The sequence below is a fragment of the Arthrobacter sp. Leaf234 genome (genome assembly GCF_001422665.1).
GTDB lineage: Bacteria > Actinomycetota > Actinomycetes > Actinomycetales > Micrococcaceae > Arthrobacter_D.
This window is the reverse complement of sequence record NZ_LMLU01000001.1, coordinates 988,303-1,012,423: the sequence shown is the minus strand read 5'-3', so window position 1 is coordinate 1,012,423 and position 24,121 is coordinate 988,303. Positions and strand designations below refer to the sequence as shown.

General features: G+C 70.7%; 20 protein-coding genes and 1 tRNA gene. 14 read left to right on the top strand and 7 right to left on the bottom strand.

The window, feature by feature from the left end; all coding sequences use genetic code 11:
• The first annotated feature begins 181 nt into the window (after positions 1-181).
• Positions 182-1,186, top strand: coding sequence for a DUF2332 domain-containing protein (locus ASF21_RS04720; RefSeq protein ID WP_055767438.1), 1,005 nt, complete (start codon positions 182-184; stop codon positions 1,184-1,186).
• 4 nt (positions 1,187-1,190) lie between these two features.
• Here the strand turns inward: ASF21_RS04720 and ASF21_RS04715 are convergent, their stop codons facing one another.
• Positions 1,191-2,396 (bottom strand): MarP family serine protease, encoded by a 1,206-nt coding sequence (locus tag ASF21_RS04715; protein ID WP_055767435.1) that lies wholly within the window; start codon positions 2,394-2,396, stop codon positions 1,191-1,193.
• Positions 2,397-2,632: 236 nt separating this feature from the next.
• Here ASF21_RS04715 and ASF21_RS04710 point away from each other — a divergent pair, with 236 nt between their 5' ends.
• On the top strand, positions 2,633-3,310 hold the full coding sequence (locus ASF21_RS04710) for a Crp/Fnr family transcriptional regulator (RefSeq protein WP_055767432.1): 678 nt from the start codon (positions 2,633-2,635) through the stop codon (positions 3,308-3,310).
• 102 nt (positions 3,311-3,412) lie between these two features.
• Here the strand turns inward: ASF21_RS04710 and ASF21_RS04705 are convergent, their stop codons facing one another.
• From ASF21_RS04705 to ASF21_RS16715, 3 genes are read right to left on the bottom strand one after another with little or no spacing between them, the layout of a single operon-like run.
• Positions 3,413-4,327 carry an NUDIX hydrolase gene (locus ASF21_RS04705; protein ID WP_055767428.1) on the bottom strand — a complete coding sequence of 305 codons (915 nt, stop codon included), beginning with the start codon at positions 4,325-4,327 and terminating at the stop codon, positions 3,413-3,415.
• 3 nt (positions 4,328-4,330) lie between these two features.
• Positions 4,331-4,822 carry a RidA family protein gene (locus ASF21_RS04700; protein WP_055767425.1) on the bottom strand — a complete coding sequence of 164 codons (492 nt, stop codon included), beginning with the start codon at positions 4,820-4,822 and terminating at the stop codon, positions 4,331-4,333.
• 2 nt (positions 4,823-4,824) lie between these two features.
• Positions 4,825-4,980 (bottom strand): DUF4177 domain-containing protein, encoded by a 156-nt coding sequence (locus ASF21_RS16715; protein WP_152812776.1) that lies wholly within the window; start codon positions 4,978-4,980, stop codon positions 4,825-4,827.
• Between the two features lie 35 nt (positions 4,981-5,015).
• On the opposite strand from ASF21_RS16715, the gene ASF21_RS04695 reads away from it, so the two are divergent.
• The 5 genes from ASF21_RS04695 to ASF21_RS04675 all read left to right on the top strand — a co-directional run bounded on the left by ASF21_RS04695 (position 5,016) and on the right by ASF21_RS04675 (position 12,307).
• The gene (locus ASF21_RS04695) at positions 5,016-7,343 is read left to right on the top strand and encodes a transglycosylase domain-containing protein (RefSeq protein WP_055767422.1); all 2,328 of its coding nucleotides are present in this window, start codon (positions 5,016-5,018) and stop codon (positions 7,341-7,343) included.
• Between the two features lies 1 nt (position 7,344).
• Positions 7,345-8,292: a metallophosphoesterase gene (locus ASF21_RS04690; RefSeq protein ID WP_157365736.1), complete on the top strand. Its 948-nt coding sequence runs from the start codon at positions 7,345-7,347 to the stop codon at positions 8,290-8,292.
• Positions 8,293-8,404: 112 nt separating this feature from the next.
• Complete coding sequence (locus tag ASF21_RS04685) at positions 8,405-10,237, top strand: ABC transporter ATP-binding protein (RefSeq protein ID WP_055769145.1); 1,833 nt, start codon at positions 8,405-8,407, stop codon at positions 10,235-10,237.
• Positions 10,234-12,132, top strand: a complete 1,899-nt coding sequence (locus tag ASF21_RS04680) for an ABC transporter ATP-binding protein (RefSeq protein ID WP_055767419.1) — start codon at positions 10,234-10,236, stop codon at positions 12,130-12,132. The genes ASF21_RS04685 and ASF21_RS04680 overlap by 4 nt, the downstream gene beginning before the upstream one ends.
• A 98-nt stretch (positions 12,133-12,230) precedes the next feature.
• A tRNA-Pro gene (locus ASF21_RS04675) sits at positions 12,231-12,307 on the top strand.
• A gap of 60 nt (positions 12,308-12,367) precedes the next feature.
• On the opposite strand, the gene ASF21_RS04670 is transcribed toward ASF21_RS04675, so the two are convergent.
• From ASF21_RS04670 to purD, 3 genes are all read right to left on the bottom strand, one after another.
• Positions 12,368-13,351: a hypothetical protein gene (locus ASF21_RS04670; RefSeq protein WP_157365735.1), complete on the bottom strand. Its 984-nt coding sequence runs from the start codon at positions 13,349-13,351 to the stop codon at positions 12,368-12,370.
• Positions 13,352-13,713: 362 nt separating this feature from the next.
• Positions 13,714-14,613, bottom strand: coding sequence for a phosphoribosylaminoimidazolesuccinocarboxamide synthase (locus tag ASF21_RS04665; protein ID WP_055767416.1), 900 nt, complete (start codon positions 14,611-14,613; stop codon positions 13,714-13,716).
• The gene (gene purD, locus ASF21_RS04660; RefSeq protein ID WP_055767413.1) at positions 14,610-15,902 is read right to left on the bottom strand and encodes a phosphoribosylamine--glycine ligase; all 1,293 of its coding nucleotides are present in this window, start codon (positions 15,900-15,902) and stop codon (positions 14,610-14,612) included. The genes ASF21_RS04665 and purD overlap by 4 nt, the downstream gene beginning before the upstream one ends.
• Before the next feature lie 104 nt (positions 15,903-16,006).
• Between purD and ASF21_RS04655 the strand changes: the two genes are divergently transcribed.
• From ASF21_RS04655 to purM, 7 genes are all read left to right on the top strand, one after another.
• Positions 16,007-17,704 (top strand): molybdopterin-dependent oxidoreductase, encoded by a 1,698-nt coding sequence (locus ASF21_RS04655; RefSeq protein ID WP_055767410.1) that lies wholly within the window; start codon positions 16,007-16,009, stop codon positions 17,702-17,704.
• A gap of 137 nt (positions 17,705-17,841) precedes the next feature.
• Positions 17,842-18,846: an asparaginase gene (locus ASF21_RS04650; RefSeq protein WP_055767407.1), complete on the top strand. Its 1,005-nt coding sequence runs from the start codon at positions 17,842-17,844 to the stop codon at positions 18,844-18,846.
• A 12-nt stretch (positions 18,847-18,858) separates the two neighbouring features.
• On the top strand, positions 18,859-19,224 hold the full coding sequence (locus ASF21_RS04645; RefSeq protein ID WP_055767404.1) for a sterol carrier family protein: 366 nt from the start codon (positions 18,859-18,861) through the stop codon (positions 19,222-19,224).
• Positions 19,221-20,765: a DUF2079 domain-containing protein gene (locus tag ASF21_RS04640; protein ID WP_055767402.1), complete on the top strand. Its 1,545-nt coding sequence runs from the start codon at positions 19,221-19,223 to the stop codon at positions 20,763-20,765. The genes ASF21_RS04645 and ASF21_RS04640 overlap by 4 nt, the downstream gene beginning before the upstream one ends.
• Positions 20,766-20,784: 19 nt before the next feature.
• Positions 20,785-21,243: a hypothetical protein gene (locus ASF21_RS17240; RefSeq protein WP_235498653.1), complete on the top strand. Its 459-nt coding sequence runs from the start codon at positions 20,785-20,787 to the stop codon at positions 21,241-21,243.
• Positions 21,244-21,302: 59 nt separating this feature from the next.
• A complete protein-coding gene (gene purF / locus ASF21_RS04630) occupies positions 21,303-22,862 on the top strand; it encodes an amidophosphoribosyltransferase (protein ID WP_055767400.1) in 1,560 nt (519 codons plus the stop codon).
• Positions 22,859-23,965 (top strand): phosphoribosylformylglycinamidine cyclo-ligase, encoded by a 1,107-nt coding sequence (gene purM / locus ASF21_RS04625; protein WP_055767397.1) that lies wholly within the window; start codon positions 22,859-22,861, stop codon positions 23,963-23,965. Before purF ends, purM begins: the two co-directional genes overlap by 4 nt.
• Positions 23,966-24,121: the final 156 nt, after the last annotated feature.

Sequence of the window (24,121 nt, the reverse complement as noted above, 5' to 3'; positions counted from 1 at the left end):
GGATCTACCGGTATCCATGGGGACCACAGCGGCGAACGCGCTGATCCGTGTGACGAGCCTAACTTCCGGGAGGTCCACGAACGGTATTTCCTGGGCGTCGGTGGTTACGATTTGGCATCACGGGCCGCCGCGCAGGCGCCTGTCACGGCCCCGAAACGTGGCTGAAACCGAAGGGAACGCCATGGAGACAGGAACGACGACGTCCGCCCGCTACCGGCGCTTCGCGGAACTCGAGGCACGCGGCTACTCACCGCTGTACGACGACTGGTGCATCGGCATCAGCGATGACGCGGAACTGCTCGCGCTGCTCGACACGCTCCCTCCGGCCCGCCGCCAGCCTGTCCTGTTCCTCGGCGCAGCGCGCTTCGTCGGGGTCCCCCTGGACGGCTTCGCCACCTTCCGGTCCTTCGTCGTCGCCCGGTGGCCCATGATCCGGCAGGTGATGCTGACGCGCACCACGCAGACCAACGAGGCGGGGAGGTGCGCCGTCCTGCTGCCCTCCCTCGCCGCAATCAGTGCCGTGGAGGGCAGGCCCCTGGCCCTGATCGAGGTCGGCGCGTCAGCGGGTGCATGCCTCTACCCGGACCGCTACGCCTACCGCTATTCCCCCGGACCGGCCCTCGATCCGGTGGGCGGGTCCTCCGTCCCCGCCCTCGACTGCTCCACGGCGGGTCCGGTCCCGTTCCCGCAGCGCCTGCCCCATGTGGTGTGGCGGGCGGGTATCGACCTCAACCCGCTGGACGCCCACGACGGCGACGACGCCCGCTGGCTGGAGGCGCTCGTCTGGCCCGAGCACATCTTCCGGCTCGATCGGCTCCGCGCCGCCCTCGGCGTGGTCCGGTCGGAGCCGCCCCTGCTCGTCCGGGGGGACCTCACCGAGGAGATCGAGCCGCTCGTGGACCGGGCACCCCCGGACGCCGTCGTCGTCGTGTTCCACAGCGCCGTGCTCGCCTATGTCGACGCGGAGGGCAGGAACCGGTTCCGCGGGACCATGCTGCGACTCGCCGAGGCCCGCGACCGCCCGGTGCACTGGCTCTCGCACGAGGGCCACGGGACGCTGGCAGGGGTGGACGGGGCGATGGGGCGCGCGCCGGGGGAACTGGACGGGTGGTTCGTGCTGCAGCACAACGGGCGGACGGTGGCACGCACCGGGCCCCACGGCCAGTCGATCGAGTGGCTCCCGTAGGCGCCTAGCCGCGCGTGCACTGACCGGCGGAGACGGCGTCCTGAAGACCCGGCGCACCCTCGGCGATCGGGCGGAGCTCGTCGAGGGACAGCGCGTAGCCCACCGGCGCATCCGCCGTCGACTTCGCGAAGACCACCCCTGCGACCCGGCCGTCCATGTCCAGCAGCGGGCCACCCGAATTCCCCTGCTGCACGTTCGCGGCGAGGCTGTAGACCTGCAGCGGCTGGGGATCGGCGCCGTAGATGTTGTTCACGAGCACCGGCGAGAGGCTCTGCACGCTGGCCGGCTGGATCCGGTACGGACCGCCCGCCGGGTAGCCGGCGAAGGCCACGGTCGTCCCGTCGGCCACTTCGTCGCCGAGTGGGAGCGGTGCGGCCTGCAGCCCGTCCACGGCGATCACGGCGATGTCCCGGGCCGTGTCCAGCTGGACCACCCTGCCGGGCAGGGCCCCGCCACCGGGTACCTCCACCACCGGTTGATCGACACCGGCGACGACGTGTGCATTGGTGATCACGCGATCGGGCGCGACGACGAAGCCGGACCCGGTCTGGTTCTGGCCGCACTGGAACGCGGTGCCCGTGATCCGGACGACCGACGCGGCAGCAGCCGCCAGTTGGGGGGTATCCACCGAGGCGTCGGGCACGGCCGCCGGCGTGGCCGGGCCGACGCCCTCGAGGAGGGTGGGGATGCCGTCGTCGACCGCGATGGTGCGGAGCTGCGCCGTCCAGGTGCGGACGGGACCGGGTGTCGCGCTGTCGATCGCCCGGATGACCTGGGAGGACGCCAGCTGCTGGGACAGGAACGGTACGCCGAGGGTCCCCACGCCGAAGGCGAGCATCGACAGGACCAGCGCCGCGACGACGACGTTCACCACACCGCCGAGGATGCGGTCCACGACGCGCAGCGGCGGGACGTCCGACCACTTGCGGATCGAGGCGCCGAGCGCCGAGCCGACGGCCTGGCCGATGATGATGAGGACGATCACGGTCGCGATGACGGCGATGAGCCGCCAGGGGTTGTCCGGAACCCAGGCACTCACGAGGGGGATCGCGAAGAACGCCGCGACGGCGCCCGCCACGAATCCGACGATCCCGCCGAGCGTCACGAGGAAGCCGTTGCGGATCCCCGTGACGAGGTAGCCCAGCAGCACCACGACCAGGACGAGGTCGAGGAGGGTGAATCCCGCGAGATTGACTTCCGGCACGAACATTCTCCCCTGGCTATGGACGGCGGGAGCATGGGCGGCCTCCCGGCACTGCGAGCGATTCTAGCGGCGAAGCATGGGAGGAGCGTGGGAGGACCGGGGCGCCTGCGCCCTGACGACGCGGATTGCGCTGCCCGGGGCGTGTATCAGTCGTCACATCTGCTCCCGTACGGCAAGATGGTCAGGAGAAGGCAGCGGGTACCGCCGCGGAACGACGCACCACAGACGCATCAGGAGAATTCATGGACATCGAAGTACTGCGCCGGGCGCCCCTCTTCGCCTCACTGGGAGACGATGTCTTCGCCGCCCTGACGGACGAGCTCATCGAGGTGGACCTCCCGCGTGGTTCCTCGGTCTTCCGCGAGGGCGACCAGGGCGATCAGCTGTACTTCATCGTCTCCGGCAAGATCAAGCTCGGCCGCACGGCCCAGGACGGCCGCGAGAATCTCCTCGCGATCCTCGGTCCGGGTGAGCTGTTCGGCGAGATGGCGCTGTTCGACCCGAGCCCGCGGACCGCGACGGCGACCGCCGTGTCGGAGACACGCCTCGCCGGGCTCAAGAACGAGAACCTGCGCACGCTGCTGGAGACGCGTCCCGAGGTCTCGGCGCAGCTCCTCCAGGCGCTCGCGCGCCGCCTGCGTCGCACGAACGAATCCCTCGCGGACCTCGTGTTCTCCGATGTCCCGGGTCGCGTGGCGAAGGCCCTGCTCGATCTCGCGGACCGCTTCGGCCGTCCCGCGACGGACGGCGTCCTCGTGGCGCACGAACTGACGCAGGAGGAACTGGCGCAGCTCGTGGGAGCGTCCCGCGAGACGGTCAACAAGGCGCTCGCCGAGTTCGTGCAGCGCGGCTGGCTGCGCCTCGAGGCCCGCGCCGTCGTCATCCTCGACATCCAGCGCCTGCGGCAGCGCAGCCGCTGATCCGTGCGGCCCCGGGTGCCGCCCGGGAAGGACGAAGGCACCCGCCGGACGGCGGGTGCCTTCGTCATGTGATGGCGGGTGCCTCCGTCGGGTGCGGACGGATCAGCGGCCGCGCTGCACCGAACCGCCCTCGGTGAGTTTCGGGCACTCGACCTTGAGCATCAGGTCGCCGTCCTGCTCTGCGAGCTCCGGGTAGTACACCTTGACCGGTCGCTTGTGGGACAGGTAGGCGATGCAGCCCCGGCTTGACCCGATCTTCTCGAGGATGATCTCGACCGCCGGGACCGCCAGCTCGCTGAGGACGTGCCCCACGGTGTTCGGCTGTCCGACCTCGTCGCCGAGCCGGGTGGTGTCGCGGTCGGCGATCTCCTGCGCCGCCCACCGCCACTGCCCCCACACACCCTTGCTGTCGAGGATGCTCGGCTCCTGGTTCACGGGCTGCGCCGCCGCGAAGTAGTGGGTGTCGAACCGCCGGTGCGCGAAGTCGGGTGTGAGCCAGTGCGAGAGCGGCTTGATGAGGTCGGTGCGGACACCGAGCCCGCGGCGGCTGAGGATGTCCGCGAAGCGGCACTCGCCCTCGTTGATGGCCTCGCGCGCCTTCATCCACTCCTTGGCCTGTGTGCCCTCGACGAGCGAGGAGGCATCGGGTCCCGCCAGCAGGACACCCGTCTCCTCGAAGAGCTCCCGGATCGCGCAGAGGACGTGCCGTCGCGCTGCCCGGTGGTCGTCGAGCCCGAGGGTCTTCGCCCACATGGCCGGTGTCGGGCCGTACCAGGGCAGGTCGTCGTCGTCGGACTCCTCGATGCTCCCGCCGGGGAACCCGATCACCCCGAGCGGTGACTGGCCGCGCCGGTAGGACAGGTAGGTCTCGGTGCCGATCGCGCTGTCACGCAGCAGGACCACGGACGACGCCGGCCGGGCCTTGAGCGGCGTGCGCTGGCCGTGCTCGATCCAACTCAGTGCCGCGGTGCGCTGGTCCGGGTGAACAGGGAAGAGCCTGGTGCTGAGACGGTCCACGGCCTAGATGAACTCCGCGATGACCTCGACCTCGACGGGCGAGTCGAGGGGGAGGACGGACACTCCGACGGCCGAGCGTGCGTGCACGCCCGCATCGCCGAGGACGGAACCGAGGAGCTCCGACGCGCCGTTGACGACACCGGGCTGTCCGGTGAAGGAGGGATCGGAGGCCACGAAGCCCACCACCTTCACGATCCGCGTGATGCGGTCGAGGTCCCCGATCTGGCTCTTGATCGCGGCGAGGGCGTTCACGGCACAGGTCGCCGCGAGGGCTGTTGCGGTCTCGGCGTCGACCCCGCCGTCGGCCGCCCCGACCTTCCCCGAAGCTGGGAGTTTGCCGTCAATCATGGGCAGCTGCCCGGAGGTGTAGACGTGGTTGCCGCTCACGACGGCGGGAACGTACGCGGCCAGCGGCGGGACGACGCCGGGAAGCGTGATGCCGCGCTCCGCGAGACGCGCCTCGACCGCGGAAATCACGGGTTCGGGAGCTGCCACTGCTAGTTCTTCTCCCGCTTCAGGTAGGCGACCAGACCCTTGCCGTCCGGCCCGGGAACCACCTGCACGAGCTCCCACCCATCATCGCCCCACTGATCGAGGATCTGCTTCGTCGCGTGGATGATGAGCGGAATCGTGGAGTACTCCCATTTCTTCATGGGGAAAGCGTAGCGGGTGCTTGTAAACTGGAATAATGGCTGCGCGCAAATCACCCCTCTTCGACACGGCTACCACTCTCGGCAAGATCGTCGCCTTCCTCGGAATCAGCGGGCTGGCCGGCGTGCTCGCCGCAGGTCTCCTCGTCCCCGTGGCCGCCGCCGCCGGTACAGGAGCCTCCGCCTCGATCCAGTTCTTCGAGGAGCTGCCCGCGGAGCTCGAGCGGGAGGCCCTCGCCCAGCCGACGACCATCGTGGCCTCCGACGGGTCCCTCATCGCCACGCTGTACGAGGAGAACCGGCAGCCCGTCACCCTCGACCAGATCTCGCCGTCCATGAAGGATGCGCTGATCGCGATCGAGGACTACCGGTTCTACGACCACGGCGGCGTGGACATGGAGGGCATCCTCGGCGCGATCGCCAGCAACCTCACCAGTGACACGACGCGCGGTGCCTCCACCCTGACGCAGCAGTTCGTCACCAACGTGCTGAACGACACGGCGCGCCAGAACGACGGCACGGCCGTCTTCAACGGCAGCAAGTCCGTCGGTGACAAGCTGCGCGAGATGAAGCTCGCCATCGCCGTCGAGAAGGAGCTCTCCAAGGACGAGATCCTCGAGGGCTACCTCAACATCGTCCAGTTCAACGGCACGAGCTACGGCGTGCAGGCCGCGTCGAAGTACTTCTTCAACGTGGATGCGAAGGATCTCAACATCCAGCAGAGCGCGCTGCTGGCCGGTGTGGTCAACGGCCCCACGATCTACAGCCCGGAGCTCAATCCGGAGGGCGCGCTGCAGCGCCGCAACATCGTGATCGGCGCCATGCTGACGCGCGGGAAGATCACGCAGGAGGAGCACGACGCGGCCATCGCCACGGACCTCGGACTGGCCATCACCCCGACCCTCAGCGGGTGCGTCGGTGCCGCGCAGGCACCGTACTTCTGCGACTACGTCACCCACCTGATCCTGAACGATCCCGCCTACGGCGAGACGACGGAGGATCGCCGGAAGGTCCTGTACCGATCGGGCCTCACCATCAAGACGACGCTGGATTCGCGCGTGCAGGGCGCGGCACAGACCGCTGTCAACGAGACCGCGAACCCCGACACGACCGACGGCAAGGTCGGCCACACGATGCTCAGCCTCGACCCGAAGACGGGCAACATCCTGTCCATGGCGCAGAACACCCGGTACAACCCCGAGCTGGCCCAGGGCAACACGGTCCTGAACTTCAACGTCGACCAGTTCGACGGCGGAGACCCCGCGAAGAGCCTCGGCGGCGGCGGCGGGTTCCAGCCCGGCTCGACCTACAAGCCCTTCACCGTGGCGGCCTGGGTGGAGGCAGGCAAGAGCCTGAACCAGCAGATCGACGGACGCAAGCGCGTCTACCCCGAGGGTGACCGCTGGCGCGCGAGCTGCGAGCCGGGCGGGAACTACGTCATCAACACGCCCGACGGCGAGGGCTACGAGCCGCAGAACTACGGCGACGAGAACTACGGCACGTACACCGTGCTGTACGGCCTCGCCCAGTCCCTCAACACGATCACCATGGAGACCGCCAGGCAGCTGGACCTGTGCCGCATCAGGGACATCGCCTTCGATCTCGGGGTGCACAACGCGAACAGCAGCGAAGGCGCGCCGACTCCTCCCGGCATCAACCCGCCGGCGCTGATCGGTGGCGCCGTCTCGGCCGCCCCGATGTCGATGGCCACGGCTTTCAGCGGATTCGCCAACGAGGGAACGGTCTGTACAGCGCGGGCGCTGACGGAGGTCACCGCCGTGGACGGCACCAGCTATCCGGTGCCGCCCGTGACGTGCGAGCGGAAGATCGAAGCCGACGTCGCCCGGGGAGTCAATTACGCGACGCAGGAAGTCATGCGGATCGGCTCCGGGTCAACGCTCCAGTACGGCGGCATCCCGATGGCCGGCAAGACGGGCACCAACGACGCCCGTTCGCAGACGTGGTTCATGGGCTACAACTCGGACATGGTCACCGCGACCTGGGTCGGTAACTGGCAGGGCGAGGGTGAGGAAGCCTCGCTCGGCGGCCTGCAGATCGGCGGCCAGGTGTACCCCGAGATCGACGGGTCCCTGATCGCCGCCCCGTCCTGGGCGCGTTTCATGCAGCAGATCCCCGGACTCTACGTCGGGAAGCCGTTCACCGCGCCGCCGTCGTCGATGATCAACGGTCCCCAGCGGGGCACCACGCCCACCTCCCCGGTCCGCCCGGGAGGACCCGGGGCCCCCGGCACCAACACCGGCGGAACTGGCACCGGCGGTACCACCGGTGGTACCACTGGAGGAGCGGCCGACAACGGCGGCAACAACGGCAACGGTAACGGTGCCGGTAACGGAGGAAACGGCTAGCGTGACATCGACTCAGACATCCCGGAGCGGGGCACCGCTCGGCTGGGCGGCGGGCCTCACCCTGACCGCCGCGGCCGCAACCCTCGCCTACGCCTCGGCGGTCGAACGGACCCTGTACGGGGTCCGGGAGGAGACGGTGCCGATCCTGCCTCCGGGTGCAGCCCCCCTGCGGGTCCTGCACCTCTCGGACATCCACATGGTGCCGGGACAGAAATCCAAGGCGGACTGGCTGCACGGCCTGGCACGCCTCAACCCCGACCTCGTGGTCAACACCGGTGACAACCTGAGCCACCGGAAAGCCGTCGGGCCCCTGCTGGAGGCCCTCGAGCCGCTGCTGGGTGTACCGGGCGTCTTCGTCCCCGGGTCCAACGACTACTACGCGCCGGTGGTCAAGAATCCCCTACGGTACTTCGCGGGTCCCTCGATCGCCCCGAAGGAGTCCGCGCCGCAGGACCTGCCGTGGGCCGACATGTTCAGTGCGTTCGGGGCGGCGGGCTGGGTGGACCTCACCAACAGGTCGCAGTCCATCGGCTTCGGCAACATGCGCATCGACTTCACCGGCGTCGACGACCCGCACCTCGACCGTGACCGCTACGTGCCCTACCCGTCGGGCAGCAGCACGTCCGCCGAGGCCCCGCACATCCGCGTCGCCGTGGCGCACGCGCCGTACCAGCGGGTACTCGACTACTTCACGGCGGGTGGCGCGGACCTCATGCTCGCCGGCCACACCCACGGCGGGCAGGTCCGCGTGCCCGGCTACGGTGCACTCGTCAGCAACTGCGACCTGCCGACGTGGCGGGCCCGGGGCCTCACGGAGTGGGACCACGAGGGCCGCACGGTGCCGCTGAATGTCTCGGCAGGCATCGGCACGTCGCGCTTCGCTCCGATCCGCTTCGCCTGCCGCCCCGAGGCGGTCCTGCTGACCCTTACCCCGAGGAGTTCCCGCTAGCGGGTATTTCCCGGTTCTTCGCGCTTCACGAACCTGATCGGCGTCACAGCGGGCTTGCCCTAGGATTGTTGCTGAGGGACACCAACAACCATCGATCACCGAAGAGATGGCCATGAAGAACCAGAACACCCTGTGGGAATCGCTCGGACGGCTGTACCCGCACGTGAGACCCATCATCCCCCGCCTCGTCCTCGGCCTGCTCTGCGCCCTCGGTGCGAGCATGATGGCGCTGGCCATCCCCCAGGTGCTGCGCGTCCTCATCAATGACGCCCTCGCCGAGGGTGGCTCGGCGCGCACCGTCTGGGTGGCCTCCGGCGTCGTCCTGCTCCTCGGTGTCCTCGAGGCCACGTTCGTGGCCCTGCGCCGCCAGTTCGTCATCACCCCGGCGACGACGGTGGAGACGAACATGCGCACGTCCTTCTACCGGCATCTCCAGAACCTGACGATCGAGTTCCACGACCGCTGGGGCAGCGGCCAGCTCCTCTCCCGCGCGATGAGCGATCTCAACCTCATGCGCCGCTGGATGGCGTTCGGGCTGATCATGCTCGTCGTGACGTCGCTGACGGTGGTGATGGGCGTGGTGATCATGTTCTTCACCAGTTGGGTCCTCGCCCTGATCTTCGTCGCCGCGGCGATCCCCCTCATGATCTACGGCTACCGCTTCCGCGCCTCCTACAGCCGCGTGTCACGGAAGAGCCAGGACCAGGCCGGCGACCTCGCCACGACCGTCGAGGAGTCCGTCCACGGCATCCGGGTCCTCAAGGCGTTCGGCAGGAGCCGTGAAGCCCTCGAGGACTTCGAGGAGCAGGCCGAGGAACTCCGGCGGACCGAGATCCACAAGGCCCGCTCGCTCGCCACCTTCTCCATGATCGTCACCCTTCTCCCGGAACTCGCGCTCGGGGCCTCGCTCGTCGCCGGGGTGACCCTGGCAGCCAACGGCGAGGTGACCATCGGTGCCCTCGTGGCCTTCTTCGCCACGGCTGCGGCCGTCGCCGGTCCGGTGGAGTTCATCGGCCCCCTGCTCGCCATGACCTTCACGGCCAAGACCGCGATCGACCGCCACTACGAGGTCATGGAGTCGCAGAACACCATCGCCGACCCTGAGCAGCCGGTCCACCTCGACACCCCGGAGGGGGAGATCGTCTTCGAGGCCGTGCACTTCCGCTACCCCGACGCGCAGGACGACGCCGGGGACGTACTCGACGGCATCGACCTGCGCCTGCGCGCGGGCGAGACCATGGCGCTGGTCGGCGTGACCGGGTGCGGCAAGAGCACGCTGCTGCAGCTCGTCCCCCGCCTCTACGACGTGACCGGCGGATCCATCACCATCGACGGCGTCGACCTGCGGAGCCTCACCCTCACGGAGCTGCGCACCCTGGTCGCCGTCGCCTTCGAGGACACCACCCTGTTCTCCACCTCGGTGCGGGACAACGTCCTCATGGGCTCGGACGCGACCGGCGCAGAGGCGGACCGCATCCTCGCGGAAGCCCTCGACGTGGCCCAGGCGCAGTTCGCCCACGACCTGCCGGACGGGGTCGACACGCTCATCGGCGAGGAGGGGCTGAGCCTCTCCGGCGGCCAGCGCCAGCGCATCGCCCTCGCCCGGGCCATCGCGGCCCGGCCGACGGTCCTGGTGCTCGACGATCCGCTGTCGGCCCTCGACGTCGCCACGGAGGAACGCGTGGAGGAGGGCCTCCGCGCGATGCTCCGCTCCACGACCACGCTCATCGTCGCGCACCGGCCCTCCACGGTGGCACTCGCCGATCGCGTCGCGCTCATGCGGGACGGGCGGATCGCTGACGTCGGGACGCACTCGGAACTGCTCGCGCGCAGCGACCACTACCGCTACGTGATCGCCAGCCTGGACGACGAGGAGATCGCGCAGCTCGGACGCACCGCGGTCACCGGACAGACCGTGCCCGACGACGAGGAGGCGCTGGCATGAGCCGCACCACGACGACGCCCGGCGGCGCTCCGAAGGACCGCGGGCCCCGGCGGACACCGAAGGCACAGGAGACATCGGCGGAGCCGGGCTCCACGTCCGCCGGCGTCCTCAACGAGGACGACGTCCTCCTCGACCGCGCGCAGAGCAAGGCGGTGCGCTCCCGCTCCTTCCGCCTGCTCGGCTCGCTCATCCGGCCGAACCGGCGGCAGTTCGTCTGGACCGTCCTGCTCGTCGTCGTCTCGCAGGCCGCGCGCGTGGCCGGCCCGGCGATCATCGCGTTCGGCATCGACCGGGCCCTGCCGGCCCTGATCGACGGCGATCCGCTCATGCTCTGGGTGGCGGGTGGCACCTACCTCCTGGCCGCCGTCCTCGCCGCCGTCCTGACGGCCGGGTACGTCCGGGCCACCGCGCAGCTCAGCCAGTCGATGCTCCTGGATCTCCGGGTGCGGGTCTTCCGGCACACGCAGCGACTGAGCCTGGAGTTCCACGAGAAGTACACGTCGGGCCGCATCATCTCCCGCCAGACCTCCGACCTCGAGGCGCTGCGGGAACTGCTCGACTCGGGGATCAGCTCCCTGGCCTCGGGTGCCATCTTCATGCTGTTCACCGCAGCCACCATCTTCGCCCTCGACTGGCGCACCGGGTTCCTGATCCTCGCGGCCGCGGTCCCGATGTTCCTCCTGGCCCGCTGGTACCAGAAGCACTCCCAGATCGCGTACCGGGAGTCCCGGGTGGTGTCGGCGAAGCTGATCGTGCACTTCATCGAGACCATGACCGGCATCCGCGCCGTGAAGGCCTTCCGCCGCGAGACGGTCAACGCCGAGCGCTACGACGACCTCGCGGAGGACTACCGCACCGTCACCGTGCGTTCCATCAACCTCAACGGCGTCTTCCAGCCCGGCCTCGTGCTGATCGGCAACGTGACGGTCGCCGTCGTCCTGGTGTCCGGTGGGTTCCGCGTGCTCGGCGGCTCGCTCGAGGTCGGCGCGCTCCTGGCCCTCCTCCTCTACAGCAAGCGGTTCTTCCAGCCCGTGGACCAGATGGCCATGTTCTACAACTCGTTCCAGTCCGCCGCCGCGGCCCTCGAGAAGGTGTCCGGGCTGCTCGAGGAAGTGCCGACCGTCCGTCCGCCGAAGAACCCGGTGTCGCTGCCGGACCCGCGGGGGGACATCGACTTCCACGGCGTCCAGTTCCGCTACGGCAACGGCCCTGTGGTGCTGCCCACGCTGGACCTCTCCATCAGGGCCGGGCAGACGGTCGCACTCGTCGGCCAGACGGGTGCCGGGAAATCCACCCTCGCCAAGCTGATCGCGCGCTTCTACGACGTCTCGGCGGGCCGGCTGACCCTCGACGGCGTCGACCTCCGGGAGCTGGCGCCGGCGGACCTCCGGCGCGCGGTCGTCATGGTCACGCAGGAGGCCTTCCTCTTCAGCGGTACGGTGGCCGACAACATCGCCGTCGGCAAGCCCGAGGCCGGGCGCGAGGAGATCATCGCGGCTGCCCGCGCCGTCGGAGCCGAACAGTTCATCCTCGAGCTGCCCGAGGGCTTCGACACCGATGTGAACAAGCGCGGCGGCCGCGTCTCCGCCGGGCAGCGGCAGCTGATCAGCTTCGCCCGCGCCTTCCTCGCCGACCCGGCGGTCCTCATCCTCGACGAGGCGACGTCCTCACTCGACATCCCGAGCGAACGCCTGGTGCAGGAGGGCCTGCAGAAACTCCTCGGCAACCGGACCGCACTGATCATCGCGCACCGCCTCTCCACCGTCGCGATCGCCGACCGCGTCCTCGTGGTGCACGACGGGCGGGTCGTCGAGGACGGCACGCCGGCGGACCTCATCGGCGGCACGGGGCGCTTCGCCACCCTGCACGCCGCGTGGAAGGACTCGCTGGTCTGAGCGGGCAGGCGCCGCCGGGCCCGGTTTTCCTCGCCGCTGATCCTCGGCTATCCTTGGACAGTTGCCGTTCCGGAGGTCCTCCCTCCCGCCGGTGGCACCGGGGTGTGGCGCAGCTTGGTAGCGCGCGTCGTTCGGGACGACGAGGTCGCAGGTTCAAATCCTGTCACCCCGACCACAGGAACATCTGCAGAAGGCCCGCCGGTCACCCGGCGGGCCTTCTGCGTCGAGGGTCGGATCAGCGCGCGGAGGTCGTCACGACCTCGTACCCGTCGGGATCCACGGCGCCGAACTTCGCGTTGGCGAGGGCCAGCGTGTTGCCGAACAGTGCCACGGTGGTCGGCACGTCGAAGAGCGGACTCGTGATGACATCCTCCACCTCGCCGCTCGATCGGTCCTCCGACAGGCTGATCCGGCTGACCTGGTTGAGCCGGTTCTGCACGGCGTAGACGGTGTCGCCCTGGGCGAGGATGCCGTCCACGGCCGGCAGGGCGACCGTCGTGATGGCAGCGCTCGCGCCCGTCGCGGGATCCACGGTGTAGAGGGCCTGGTTGGCGGAGTGCGCCACGATCAGGGTGTCACCGCCGTCGACCGACGTGATGCCGTTCAGGTTGAAGCCGGGCGTCACGAGCGCGGCGGGTCCCGTGAGCGTGATGGTCTCGACCTCGCCCAGGGCGCCCTTCGGTCCGACGGGGAGGAAGTAGAGTTCGGCGCTGCGTGAGTTCGTGAACCAGGCGCCGTCCTTCGTGAGGGTGACGTCGTTGATGAAGGCGTCGCCCGTGGCCAGCTGGACGTCCGCGACGGGCGCTCCGGTGCGGGTGTCGTACACGTAGGCCTGGCCGGTCGGCCCACCCGAGACGAAGAGCAGGTCGTTCCGCACGTCGGCTTTCAGCCCCACGGCGACCCTGCCCTCGGGGGCGTCGATGAAGAGGTCCGCCGTCCCCTTCCGGACGTCGCCGCGGTAGATGTCGCCGTCGCCGAGGTCGCCCGCGTAGAACGTCGAGCCCTTGCCTGCGGCGATCCCTTCCGCACCGGACGCACCGGGCAGCGGGATGAAGGCGCCCTGCTGCTGGGACGAGGCGGCGTTCGCAGGTGGGGCCGCGGGCTGCGCGGCGACGGCACCGGCAGCGGGCAGCAGCAGGCCGCCGGTCGCGACGACGGCGACGGCGGCGCGGGCCAGGCCGTGGCGGCGGGAACGGGTGGAGGGGGAATCGGTGTTCACGGTGCTCCTCGATGGTTCTGCGCGGGCGGACCATGGGGTGCACCGCACCGCGCTGTGTCGACTGGGTCCTGGCCGTCCGGTGGACGGCCATCATCGTGTACCACGGCCGGGACGGCCGCCGGCGCCGGCGCAGTCCTGGAACTGTGGCCGGTCCTCACCCATAACGCTCGGGTCACGGCCATCGTCCCCGGGAACCATCCCGGACCCATCAACGATCGGACGCTCGTCCACACCTCTCGGCGGGTGGAGGGCGTGTCGTTGACCGGCACGCCGTCCTGGGCAGCACGGAGCCGGAAGAAGCGTGAACGACGGCGCGCGTCGCCCGGGGAGAGCCGGCGCGGAGCCCGACGCCGTCAGGAGCCTCAGGCGAACGTGCGGCCCGTCAGGCGCTCGTACGCCTCGATGTAGCGGGCGCGTGTGCGCTCGACGACGTCCGCGGGCAGTGCGGGCGGCTCACCGGAGCGGTCCCAGGCGGCGTCGTCGGACGTCAGCCAGTCGCGGACGAACTGCTTGTCGAACGAGGGCTGCGCCTGCCCGGGCGCGTACAGGGCAGCGTCCCAGAAGCGCGAGGAATCGGGGGTCAGGACCTCGTCGCCGAGGGTGATGGCGCCGGTGGCCGGGTCCAGGCCGAACTCCACCTTCGTGTCCGCGAGGATGATCCCCCGCTCCCGTGCGATCGTCTCGGCCCGCGTGTAGATCCCGAGCGTCAGGGTCCGGAGCTCGGCCGCGGCGTCGTCACCCACGGTCATGACGACGGCGTCGTACGTGATGTTCTCGTCGTGCTCCCCCACCTCGGCCTTCGCCGACGGTGTGAAGAGCGCGGGTTCCAGGCGCGAGCCGTCCACGAGGCCGTCGGGCAGCGGCAGCGAGCACACCGTCCCGGACGCCCGGTACTCCAGCAGGCCGCTGCCGGTGAGGTAGCCGCGCGCGATGCACTCGATGGGGTACATGGCGAGCTTCCGGCAGATCATGGCCCGCCCCTCGACCGCGGCGGGCACTCCCCCGGCGGCGTCGGACGCGATGACATGGTTCGGGATCCCCGCGAGCCGCTCGAACCACCAGAGGCTCAGCTGCGTCAGCACGCGGCCCTTGTCGGGGATCTCCGTGGCGAGCACGTGGTCGTACGCGCTGATGCGGTCGCTCGCGACCACCAGGACGACGTCGTCGCGCCCGTCCTCGGGCTCGTACAGGTCCCGGACCTTGCCCGAGTAGACGTGCCTCCAGCCCGGGAGCTCGGGGTGCGCGGGGGCGAAGGTGCTCATGCGGTCGCCGCCGCCGGTCCGGTGACGGACACCTCGGCGCGCGCCGCCTTCAGCGCGATGTCCGTCCGGTACTGCCCGCCCTCGAGATCGATCAGTGCGAGTCCTTCGTAGGCGGTGGAGCGCGCGTCCTCGAGGGAGTCCCCGAGTCCGACGACGGCGAGTACACGGCCCCCGGAGCTCACCACCTTGCCGTCCCGCTCCGCCGTGCCGGCGTGGAGCACGTGGGCGCCGTCGACCTTCGCGGCCTTCCGCAGCCCGCGGACGCGGCGACCGGTCACCGGGGTGTCCGGGTAGTTCTCCGACGCGAGGACCACGGCGACAGCGGTCTTCGGCGACCAGTTCAGGGGGTCGATCTGGTCGAGGGTCCCCTTCGCCGCGGCGAGCAGCACCCCGCCGAGCGGCGTGGTGAGCCGGGCGAGGACGGCCTGTGTCTCGGGGTCACCGAACCGCGCGTTGAACTCGATCACGCGCATGCCGCGCGAGGTCAGGGCCAGCCCCACGTAGAGGACACCCGCGAAGGGCGTGCCGCGGTGCGCCATCTCGTCGATGACCGGCTGCGCCACGCGCGTCAGGACCTCGTCGACGAGACCGGCCGGCACCCATTCCAGGGGCGAGTAGGCACCCATGCCACCCGTGTTCGGGCCCTGGTCGCCGTCGTTGATGCGTTTGAAGTCCTGCGCCGGAGCGAGCGGGACGACGGTCCGGCCGTCGGAGAGGACGAACAGGGACACCTCGGGGCCGTCGAGGTACTCCTCGATGACCACGGTGCCGCCTGCACGGAAGCACTCGGACGCGTGGGCGCGGGCCTCGTCGAGGTCGTCGGTGACCACGACCCCCTTGCCGGCGGCGAGGCCGTCGTCCTTCACCACGTAGGGGGCACCGAACGTGCAGAGCGCCTCGCCGGCCTCCTCGTCGGTCGCGGCGACTCGAGCCATGGCGGTGGGGACGCCGGCAGCGGCCATGACCTGCTTCGCGAAGGCCTTCGACGCCTCGAGCTGTGCCGCGGCCCTCGTGGGCCCGAAGACGGGGATGCCGGCGTCGAGCAGTGCATCGGCCACCCCGGCCGCCAGCGGCGCCTCCGGCCCGATCACCACGAGGTCCGACCCGAGCGAGCGGGCCAGGTCGACGACGACTCCCGGCGAGCCGGCATCGACGTCGTGCGTGGGCACGTCCGCCGCGATCCCCGCGTTGCCGGGAGCCGCATGCACCTCGCGGACGAACGGATCGGCCAGCAAGGCCCGGACGATGGCATGTTCGCGGCCGCCGGGGCCCAGCACTAGAACCTTCACAGTAGGACAGCGTACTGGAGGCGTCCGGGCCCACCCACTGGGTCGCCCCTGTTACGGGAGGCCCGCCTACCCATACTGTCCAGCGCCCTCTCCGAATACTTCACATGAGCAACTCCACCAAGCCCCGCCGCGGCCTCTCCCTCCTCGCCGCGCTTGCCGGCATCATCGCGGCCGGCGTGGTGCTCGGTGTCGCCGAGCTCGTCGGAGCCTTCTTCCGGGCCAGCGCCACTCCCGTCATCGCGATGGGGTCCACCTTCATCGACTTCACGCCGCCGTGGATGAAGGATTTCGCGATCGAGACCTTCGGCACCAACGACAAGCTGGCGCTGCTGGTCGGCATGGGCGTCACCATCACGGTGCTGGCGGCGGTGCTCGGTATCCTCGCCTTCCGCAGGTGGGCCCTCGGGGTCGCCGGCGTGGCCCTCATGGGCGCGATCATCATCGCGTGCGTCCTCACCCGGGCCGGAGCCTCGCTCCCGGATGCCGTCCCCACGCTGGTCGGCACGGCCGCGGGCCTGCTGGCGCTCCGCTGGCTGATCGCCCGGCTCCGCCACGCCGCTGCTCCCGCCACCCCGACGGGCAGGGCCGACGTGGCCGGGACCGACACCCGGGGCTCCTCGCGGGGCGATGGCGTCACCGTGACGGAGGCCCGCGAGGTCTCGTCCGAGCACGACGGCGCCCGGGGTTCCGTCGCGACCGCGGCACGGCCCACGGCCGGTGGCACGGCCGGCAGCACGTCGCGCCGCGGCTTCTTCGCCGCAGCCGGCATCACCGCGGTGATCGCCGCTGCGGCGGCCGGCGGCGGACGGCTGCTCTCCGGCGCACGCAACAACATCGCCGCCGTTCGGGACGGGCTGCAGTTCCCCGCACCCGCGAGCGCCGCACCCGCACTTCCGGCCGGTGTCCAGTCACCCGTGGAGGGCGTGACACCCTTCGTCACCCCGAACGGCGACTTCTACCGGATCGACACCGCGTTGAGCGTGCCCCAGCTGACCACCGACGACTGGGTGCTCCGCGTGCACGGCATGGTGGAGGAGGAGTTCGAGCTCACGTTCCAGGACCTCCTCGACGCCGACCTGATCGAGCGCCATGTCACCCTCACCTGCGTGTCGAATCCTGTGGGCGGCTATCTCGCCGGCAACGCGAAGTGGCTCGGCTACCCGCTCCGTGAGGTCCTCGCCCGGGCCAGGCCGCTCGACGGCGCGGACATGGTGCTCTCCACCAGTTCCGACGGCTTCAGTGCCTCCACTCCCCTGCCCGTGCTCCAGGACGACCGCGACGCCATGCTGGCCGTCGCCATGAACGGCGAGCCCCTGCCCGTGGAACACGGCTTCCCCGTCCGCATGGTGGTCCCCGGCCTCTACGGCTACGTCTCGGCGACCAAGTGGGTCGTCGACCTCGAGGTCACGCGCTTCGCGGACCGGACGGCCTACTGGACCGACCGCGGCTGGTCCGAGATGGGACCCATCAAGACCATGGCGCGCGTTGAGGTCCCGCAGTCCTTCGCCTCCTTCGAGGCCGGCACCGTCATGATCGGTGGTGTCGCCTGGTCCCAGCAGCGGGGGATCACGAAGGTCGAGGTGTCCGTCGACAACGGCGCCTGGGAGGAAGTCACCCTCGCTGCCGAGGCGTCGGTGGACACCTGGCGGCAGTGGTCGCACGAACTCACGCTCGAATCGGGGCTGCACACCGTCAAGGCGCGTGCCACGGACGCGGTGGACGGCCTGCAGACCGAAGAACGGGCGGACACGGTACCGAACGGCGCGTCCGGATGGCAGTCGGTCCAGTTCACCGTCACCTAGGCCACCCGGCACCCATGAGCCAGGAGCACGTCGCTCCACACGATCTGCGCCCACCGGATGAACCGTTCCCTCCGGTGGGCGCAGTTCGCCCCGCCGGACTCGGCCGACCGGCCGGAGCGATAGGGAATACTGGGATCATGCCCTCCACCTTCACTACGGCTGACGCCGTGGACTTCGCCGTCCTCGAACGCAACGGCTTCATCGAATCCCGCCACGTGGGTGCCGCCGTCGTCCTCGCTGCGGACGGCTCCGTGGTGACGGAACTCGGGGACATCACCAGTCCGATCTTCCCGCGGTCGACGCTCAAGCCGTTCCAGGCCCTCGCGAGCATGAAGGCGGGCGTCCCGCTGCGTGGCCCGCAGGTGGCCCTCGCCGCCGCGAGCCATGTCGCGAGCAACGAGCACATGGACGTGGTGCGCACCATGCTCGACGCCGCCGGGGTGACCGAGGAGCACCTGCAGTGCCCCGAGGACTGGCCGCAGGACGAGCAGGCCCGCAACGACCTCGTCCGTGCGGGGAAAGGCAAGCAGCGCATCGCGTTCAACTGCTCGGGCAAGCACGCGGCCTTCCTGTGGGCCTGCACCGAGAACGGCTGGGACACCTCCACCTACCTCGAGCCGTCCCACCCGCTCCAGCGCTCCGTGGCCTCGGTCATCGAGGAGTACACCGGGGAGTCCGTCGCGGCCTGGGGCGTGGACGGCTGCGGCGCTCCCGTGGCCGCGGTCTCGCTGACCGGGCTCGCCCGCGGGATCGGGAAGGTGTCCCGGGCACCGTCGGACAAGCACGCCGATGCCCGCGCCGCGACGATCGCGACAGCCATGCTCGACTACCCCTGGGCGGTCCACGGCGAGGGCATGGAGAACTCCGTGGTCATGGAGGACCTCGGAGTCGTCGCCAAGAGCGGCGCCGAGGGAGTCCTCGTCCTCGGAGCGCGAACAGGCGCATCGCTGGCCCTGAAGGTCCTGGACGGGAACAACCGCGCCGCAACCCTGGTGGGCCTCACGCTCTTCGCCGCCTCGGGAGCCATCGACGCCGAGAAGGTCGGCGCGGTGCTCGAGAAGGTCGTCCCGCCGGTCTTCGGTGGAGGGCGGCCCGTCGGCAGCCTGCGCCTTGCGGCCCCGGTCATGGCTCTCCTCGACTAGGGCTCCCGGACCATGGCACGGCGACGCATCACGGGCGAGGACGGACGGGACGCCCTCGCCTCCGTTGCGGCGGGGACCGGCGGCAGGCCGGAGCTCGCCACGGCGGTGCGCTTCACGCTCGAGGAGCTCGCCGAGCTGGCGCCCGGCAACAGCGTCGAGGTGCGCGTGCCGCCGTTCGGCGTGACACAGTGCGTCGCCGGCCCCCGCCACACGCGGGGGACCCCGCCCAACGTCGTCGAGACCGACGCCACCACCTGGCTGGCCCTCGTGGGCGGGACGGTCACCTGGCCCGAGGCCGTCGCCGCCGGGAAGGTCGCGGCGTCGGGGCAGCGCGCGGACCTGAGCGCGTGGCTGCCGCTCTTCGGGCGCCGGGCATGAACGTCCCGGTGCAGGGCGGGGGCCCGGGCCCCGACACGCAGGACCGGCGCACGACGGCGTCCACCGCAGGACACGCCACGCCGACCGGCGCGATCGCCAGACGGAACGCACCGGCAGCGGGCGGCCCCCGGGACCGGCTCCGCCGCGTCCGGACCGCCGCCGTCTCCGCCGTGCGCCGCCAGCCCCCCGGAGCCTGGCTCGTCGGCCTGGCCGCCGCCGTCCTCTACAGCGTCTTCTCCGTCACCCAGTGGAACCTGCTCGACGCGCCGTCGTGGGATCTCGGGATCTTCACGCAGCTCGCGAAGGCGTACGCGGGCCTCGACGCCCCGATCGTGCCGATCAAGGGCGAGGGGTTCAACCTCCTCGGCGATCACTTCCACCCCCTGCTCGTGCTCCTCGCGCCGGCCTACGCCCTGGCGCCGTCGGGCCTCACCCTGCTGATGGTGCAGAACCTCCTGTTCGGGCTGTCCGTCGCCGTGGTCACCCGGGCCGGCATGCGCCTCGTCTCCCCCCTCGCAGGCATGGCCGTGGGCGTCGCCTATGCGCTGTCCTGGGGCCTGCAGTCGGCCGTCGCCGCCCAGTTCCACGAGATCGCCGTCGCGGTGCCGCTCCTCGCCCTCAGCCTCGAGGCGCTGCTGCGGCGACGCGTGCTGCCGGCCGTCCTCTGGGGCGGCGCCCTGGTCTTCGTGAAGGAGGATCTCGGCCTGACGGTGATCGCACTGGGCCTCGTCATCGCGTGGCGATTGCGGACGGCGGCAGGGCTCTGGCTCTCGGTCTGGGGTGCGCTGTGGCTGATCATCTCGGTTCGCCTGATCCTGCCCGCACTGAACGCGACGGGCCAGTACGACTACTCGGACCGGATCGACGTCGGCGGGATGATCGCCGATCCCGCCGGCGCCGTCATCGACCTCGTGTCCGGCGCGCCCAAGCACGAGACGCTCCTGCTGCTCCTCCTCGCCGGTGGCTTCGTGGTCCTGCGGTCCCCGCTGAGCCTGGTCCTGCTCCCCACCCTGCTGTGGAGGTTCGCCTCGGGCCAGGAGGGCTACTGGGGGCCGGAGTGGCACTACAGCGCCGTCCTCATGCCGGTCCTGTTCCTGGCACTCGTCGACGCCGTGCACACGCTGCGCAGGAGCAGGCGCGGATGGGTCCGGGCGATCGCGCTCATCGGTGTCCCCAGCGCCGTCGCGGCCGCCCTGGTCCTGCTGCCCACGCAGAAGTTCGCCGTGCTCGCCGAACCGGCCACCTATCGGCAGTCGGAGCGCTGGGACCCGGCGCACCGCATGATGGACCTCATCCCCCGCGGCGCGACGGTCGAGTCCGGCGTGGTCCTCATGGCCTACCTCGTCCCGGACACCCGGGTGTACTGGCTCGGCAACACCAACCCGGCACCGGACTACCTGATCGTCGACGCCGAGGACTGGAGCTGGGGTCCCGTCCGGCCGGCCGACGCCGAGGCCCACGCGGAGCAGCACTATCCCGGCACCGACTACACGACGGTCTTCGACGAGGCCGGCTACCAGCTCGTCGAGCGGCAGCGCTGACGCCCGCTAGCCTTGACGCATGACCTCCGAGCACCCCTCGCCGCACGGCACCCCAGAGCAGCCCGAGACCCGCGGTGCCGTGCCGGCGGACGGGCAGCCGAGCCCTGCCGACCGCGAGGCGACGCCGGTCGTGCAGCCCGATGGGGCATCCGGTACCACGGCCTCGCCCGGATCGGCCGACTCGCCCGCATCACCCGGTTCCCCCGCCTATCGTGAGGTGACCGTCCGCAGGGCGCCGAAGTTCGTGCCCTTCATGGCGGTCGGGGCGATCCTCGGATTCCTGGCGGCCCTCGTCGTCGCCTACACGGGACCGGTCGATCCCACGCTGACGCGCGAATCGATCCTCGGCTTCTTCACCATCGCCTTCGCCCTGCCGGGGGTGCTCCTGGCGGCACTCCTGGTGCTGGTCGTCGATCGCCGCAGCGTCAAGCGGGCGGAACGGGCACGCGCCCAGCGCACCTACGACGACGGCGCCTGAGGCCGTACGCCCCCTTCCCACCGCGCGGGCGCCATTGCGTGCCGTGAGAGAATGGGCCCATGGTGCGCGGCGACGGACAACTCTCCCACGATCTTCTCCCCGGCGAAAAAGGACCCCAGGATGCCTGCGGCGTCTTCGGCGTCTGGGCGCCCGGTGAGGAGGTCGCCAAACTCACCTACTACGGTCTGTACGCGCTGCAGCACCGGGGCCAGGAATCGGCGGGCATCGCGACCAGCGACGGCCGCCGGATCAACGTCTACAAGGACATGGGCCTGGTGTCCCAGGTCTTCGACGAGTCCACCCTGAACACCCTGACCGGGCACATCGCCGTCGGGCACTGCCGGTACTCCACCACCGGATCCTCCCACTGGGCCAATGCCCAGCCCACCCTGGGCGCCACCGCCGCCGGCACCGTGGCCCTCGCCCACAACGGCAACCTCACCAATTCCGCGGAGCTGTACCAGATGGTGCTGGACCGTCATGGCAAGCCCCGCGCGGGCGAGCTGGCGCAGGGCAACACCACCGACACGGCGCTGGTGACCGCGCTGCTCGGCGGGAACGACGGCCGCTCCCTCGAGGAGACCGCCATGGAGCTCCTGCCGAGCATCCGCGGCGCGTTCTGCTTCGTCTTCATGGACGAGGGCACGCTGTACGCGGCGCGCGATGCCCACGGCGTCCGGCCCCTCGTCCTCGGCCGGCTCGAGCGCGGCTGGGTGGTCGCCTCCGAGCAGGCGGCGCTCGCCACCGTCGGCGCCAGCTACATCCGCGAGATCGAGCCCGGCGAGTTCATCGCCATCGACGAGGACGGCGTGCGCAGCAGCCGCTTCGCCACCCCGACCGCCGCGGGGTGCGTCTTCGAGTACGTCTACCTCGCGCGGCCCGACGCCGCGATCGCGGGCCGGTCGGTCTACGAGTCCCGCGTCGAGATGGGCCGGCAGCTGGCGCGCGAGAACTCCGCCCCGGGAGACATCGTGATCCCCGTCCCCGAGTCCGGGACCCCCGCCGCGGTCGGCTTCGCCGAGGAGTCCGGCATCCCCTTCGCCCACGGTTTCGTGAAGAACGCCTACGTGGGCCGCACCTTCATCCAGCCCAGCCAGACGCTGCGCCAGCTCGGCATCCGGCTGAAGCTCAACGCCCTCGAGTCCGTCATCCGCGGCAAGCGCATCATCGTCGTCGACGACTCGATCGTCCGCGGCAACACCCAGCGCGCCGTCGTCCGCATGCTCCGCGAGGCCGGTGCCGCGGAGGTCCACGTCAAGATCTCCTCGCCGCCCGTGCGCTGGCCGTGCTTCTACGGCATCGACTTCGCCTCGCGCGCGGAACTGATCGCCAACGGCGCGGCGATCGACGAGATCAGCGCCTCGATCGGCGCCGACAGCCTCGCGTACATCTCCGAGGACGGCATGATCGACGCCACGCAGCAGCCCCGGGAGCGCCTCTGCACCGCCTGCTTCACGGGGGTCTACCCCATCGAACTGCCCGACGGCGACCGCCTCGGCAAGAACCTCCTGGAGCGCCTGGACCCCGCCGACAAGTCCGGCGCCACCGGCTGCGATCCCGGGCCCGACGCCGAGTTCGAAGCCGTCCTGACCGCCGAAGACAAGAAGGAACGGGTATGAGCCTCCCCATCACGTACGCCAGTGCCGGAGTGGACGTCGAGGCGGGTGACCGCGCCGTCGAGCTCATGAAGGACGCGGTGCGGGCCACGCACGGCGAGCAGGTCATCGGCGGGGTGGGCGGCTTCGCCGGGCTCTTCGACGTGTCCCGGCTCCTCACCTACACGCGGCCGCTGCTCGCGACGTCGACGGACGGCGTGGGCACCAAGGTCGCGATCGCGCAGGCCATGGACATCCACGACACCATCGGGTTCGATCTCGTGGGCATGGTCGTGGACGACATCGTGGTGGTGGGTGCCGAGCCGCTGTTCATGACCGACTACATCGCCTGCGGCAAGGTGGTCCCGGAGCGGATCGCCGATATCGTCCGCGGCATCGCGGCCGGCTGCTCCCTCGCCGGCACCGCGCTGGTGGGCGGCGAGACGGCCGAGCATCCGGGCCTGCTCGGTGAGCACGAGTACGACGTCGCCGGTGCGGCGACCGGAGTCGTCGAGGCCGACCGCGTCCTGGGCCCGGAGCGTGTGCGGGCGGGCGACGTCGTCATCGGCATGGCGTCCTCGGGCCTCCACTCCAATGGCTACTCCCTGGTCCGCCGGGTCATCAACCAGGCCGGCTGGGCGCTCGACCGCCAGGTCTCCGAGCTCGGCCGCACCCTCGGTGAGGAACTGCTGGAGCCCACACGAATCTACGCCGCCGACTGCCTCGCGCTCGCCCGCAACGACGACGCGCAGGTGCACGGGTTCAGCCACGTCACCGGGGGCGGCCTCGCCGCGAACCTCGCGCGCGTGCTGCCCCGGGGGCTCGAAGCCACGGTGGACCGCTCCACCTGGGAGCTTCCCGCCGTCTTCACGCTGGTCTCGCAGCTCGGCTCCGTGCCCCTGCCCGACCTCGAGCGCACGCTCAACCTCGGCGTCGGGATGGTCGCGATCGTCGGCGCCGACGGAGCCGATGCCGCGCTGGCCCAGCTCGGCGCAGCCGGCGTGCCCTCCTGGGTCATGGGCAGCGTGCAGGTCGCGGGCAGCGGGAGTACCGACGGCCCCGACTACGTGCAGGGAGCCAAGGGCGTCGACGGCGGATCGGTGCGGCTGCTCGGCGCCTACGCCTGACGCACCTGCCGGTCCGTGGCTCGATCCGCTGCGGAACGGCGCATCCGAGCGAGGGCGTTCCGCCTCGCCGTTTCACCCACCAACCAGCTCCGATCCCTGGGTACAGGCGGTCCGGCTCGCCGTTCCGCCCACCGACGACGGGGCCGGTCCGCCTCG

Coding starts and splice junctions, on each gene's coding strand:
- ASF21_RS04720 (WP_055767438.1), top strand. CDS start 182: ATGGAGACAGGAACGACGACGTCCGCCCGCTACCGGCGCTTCGCGGAA.
- ASF21_RS04715 (WP_055767435.1), bottom strand. CDS start 2,396: ATGTTCGTGCCGGAAGTCAATCTCGCGGGATTCACCCTCCTCGACCTC.
- ASF21_RS04710 (WP_055767432.1), top strand. CDS start 2,633: ATGGACATCGAAGTACTGCGCCGGGCGCCCCTCTTCGCCTCACTGGGA.
- ASF21_RS16715 (WP_152812776.1), bottom strand. CDS start 4,980: ATGAAGAAATGGGAGTACTCCACGATTCCGCTCATCATCCACGCGACG.
- ASF21_RS04695 (WP_055767422.1), top strand. CDS start 5,016: ATGGCTGCGCGCAAATCACCCCTCTTCGACACGGCTACCACTCTCGGC.
- ASF21_RS04685 (WP_055769145.1), top strand. CDS start 8,405: ATGAAGAACCAGAACACCCTGTGGGAATCGCTCGGACGGCTGTACCCG.
- ASF21_RS04680 (WP_055767419.1), top strand. CDS start 10,234: ATGAGCCGCACCACGACGACGCCCGGCGGCGCTCCGAAGGACCGCGGG.
- ASF21_RS04665 (WP_055767416.1), bottom strand. CDS start 14,613: ATGAGCACCTTCGCCCCCGCGCACCCCGAGCTCCCGGGCTGGAGGCAC.
- ASF21_RS04655 (WP_055767410.1), top strand. CDS start 16,007: ATGAGCAACTCCACCAAGCCCCGCCGCGGCCTCTCCCTCCTCGCCGCG.
- ASF21_RS04650 (WP_055767407.1), top strand. CDS start 17,842: ATGCCCTCCACCTTCACTACGGCTGACGCCGTGGACTTCGCCGTCCTC.
- ASF21_RS04645 (WP_055767404.1), top strand. CDS start 18,859: ATGGCACGGCGACGCATCACGGGCGAGGACGGACGGGACGCCCTCGCC.
- ASF21_RS04640 (WP_055767402.1), top strand. CDS start 19,221: ATGAACGTCCCGGTGCAGGGCGGGGGCCCGGGCCCCGACACGCAGGAC.
- ASF21_RS17240 (WP_235498653.1), top strand. CDS start 20,785: ATGACCTCCGAGCACCCCTCGCCGCACGGCACCCCAGAGCAGCCCGAG.
- purF (WP_055767400.1), top strand. CDS start 21,303: ATGGTGCGCGGCGACGGACAACTCTCCCACGATCTTCTCCCCGGCGAA.
- purM (WP_055767397.1), top strand. CDS start 22,859: ATGAGCCTCCCCATCACGTACGCCAGTGCCGGAGTGGACGTCGAGGCG.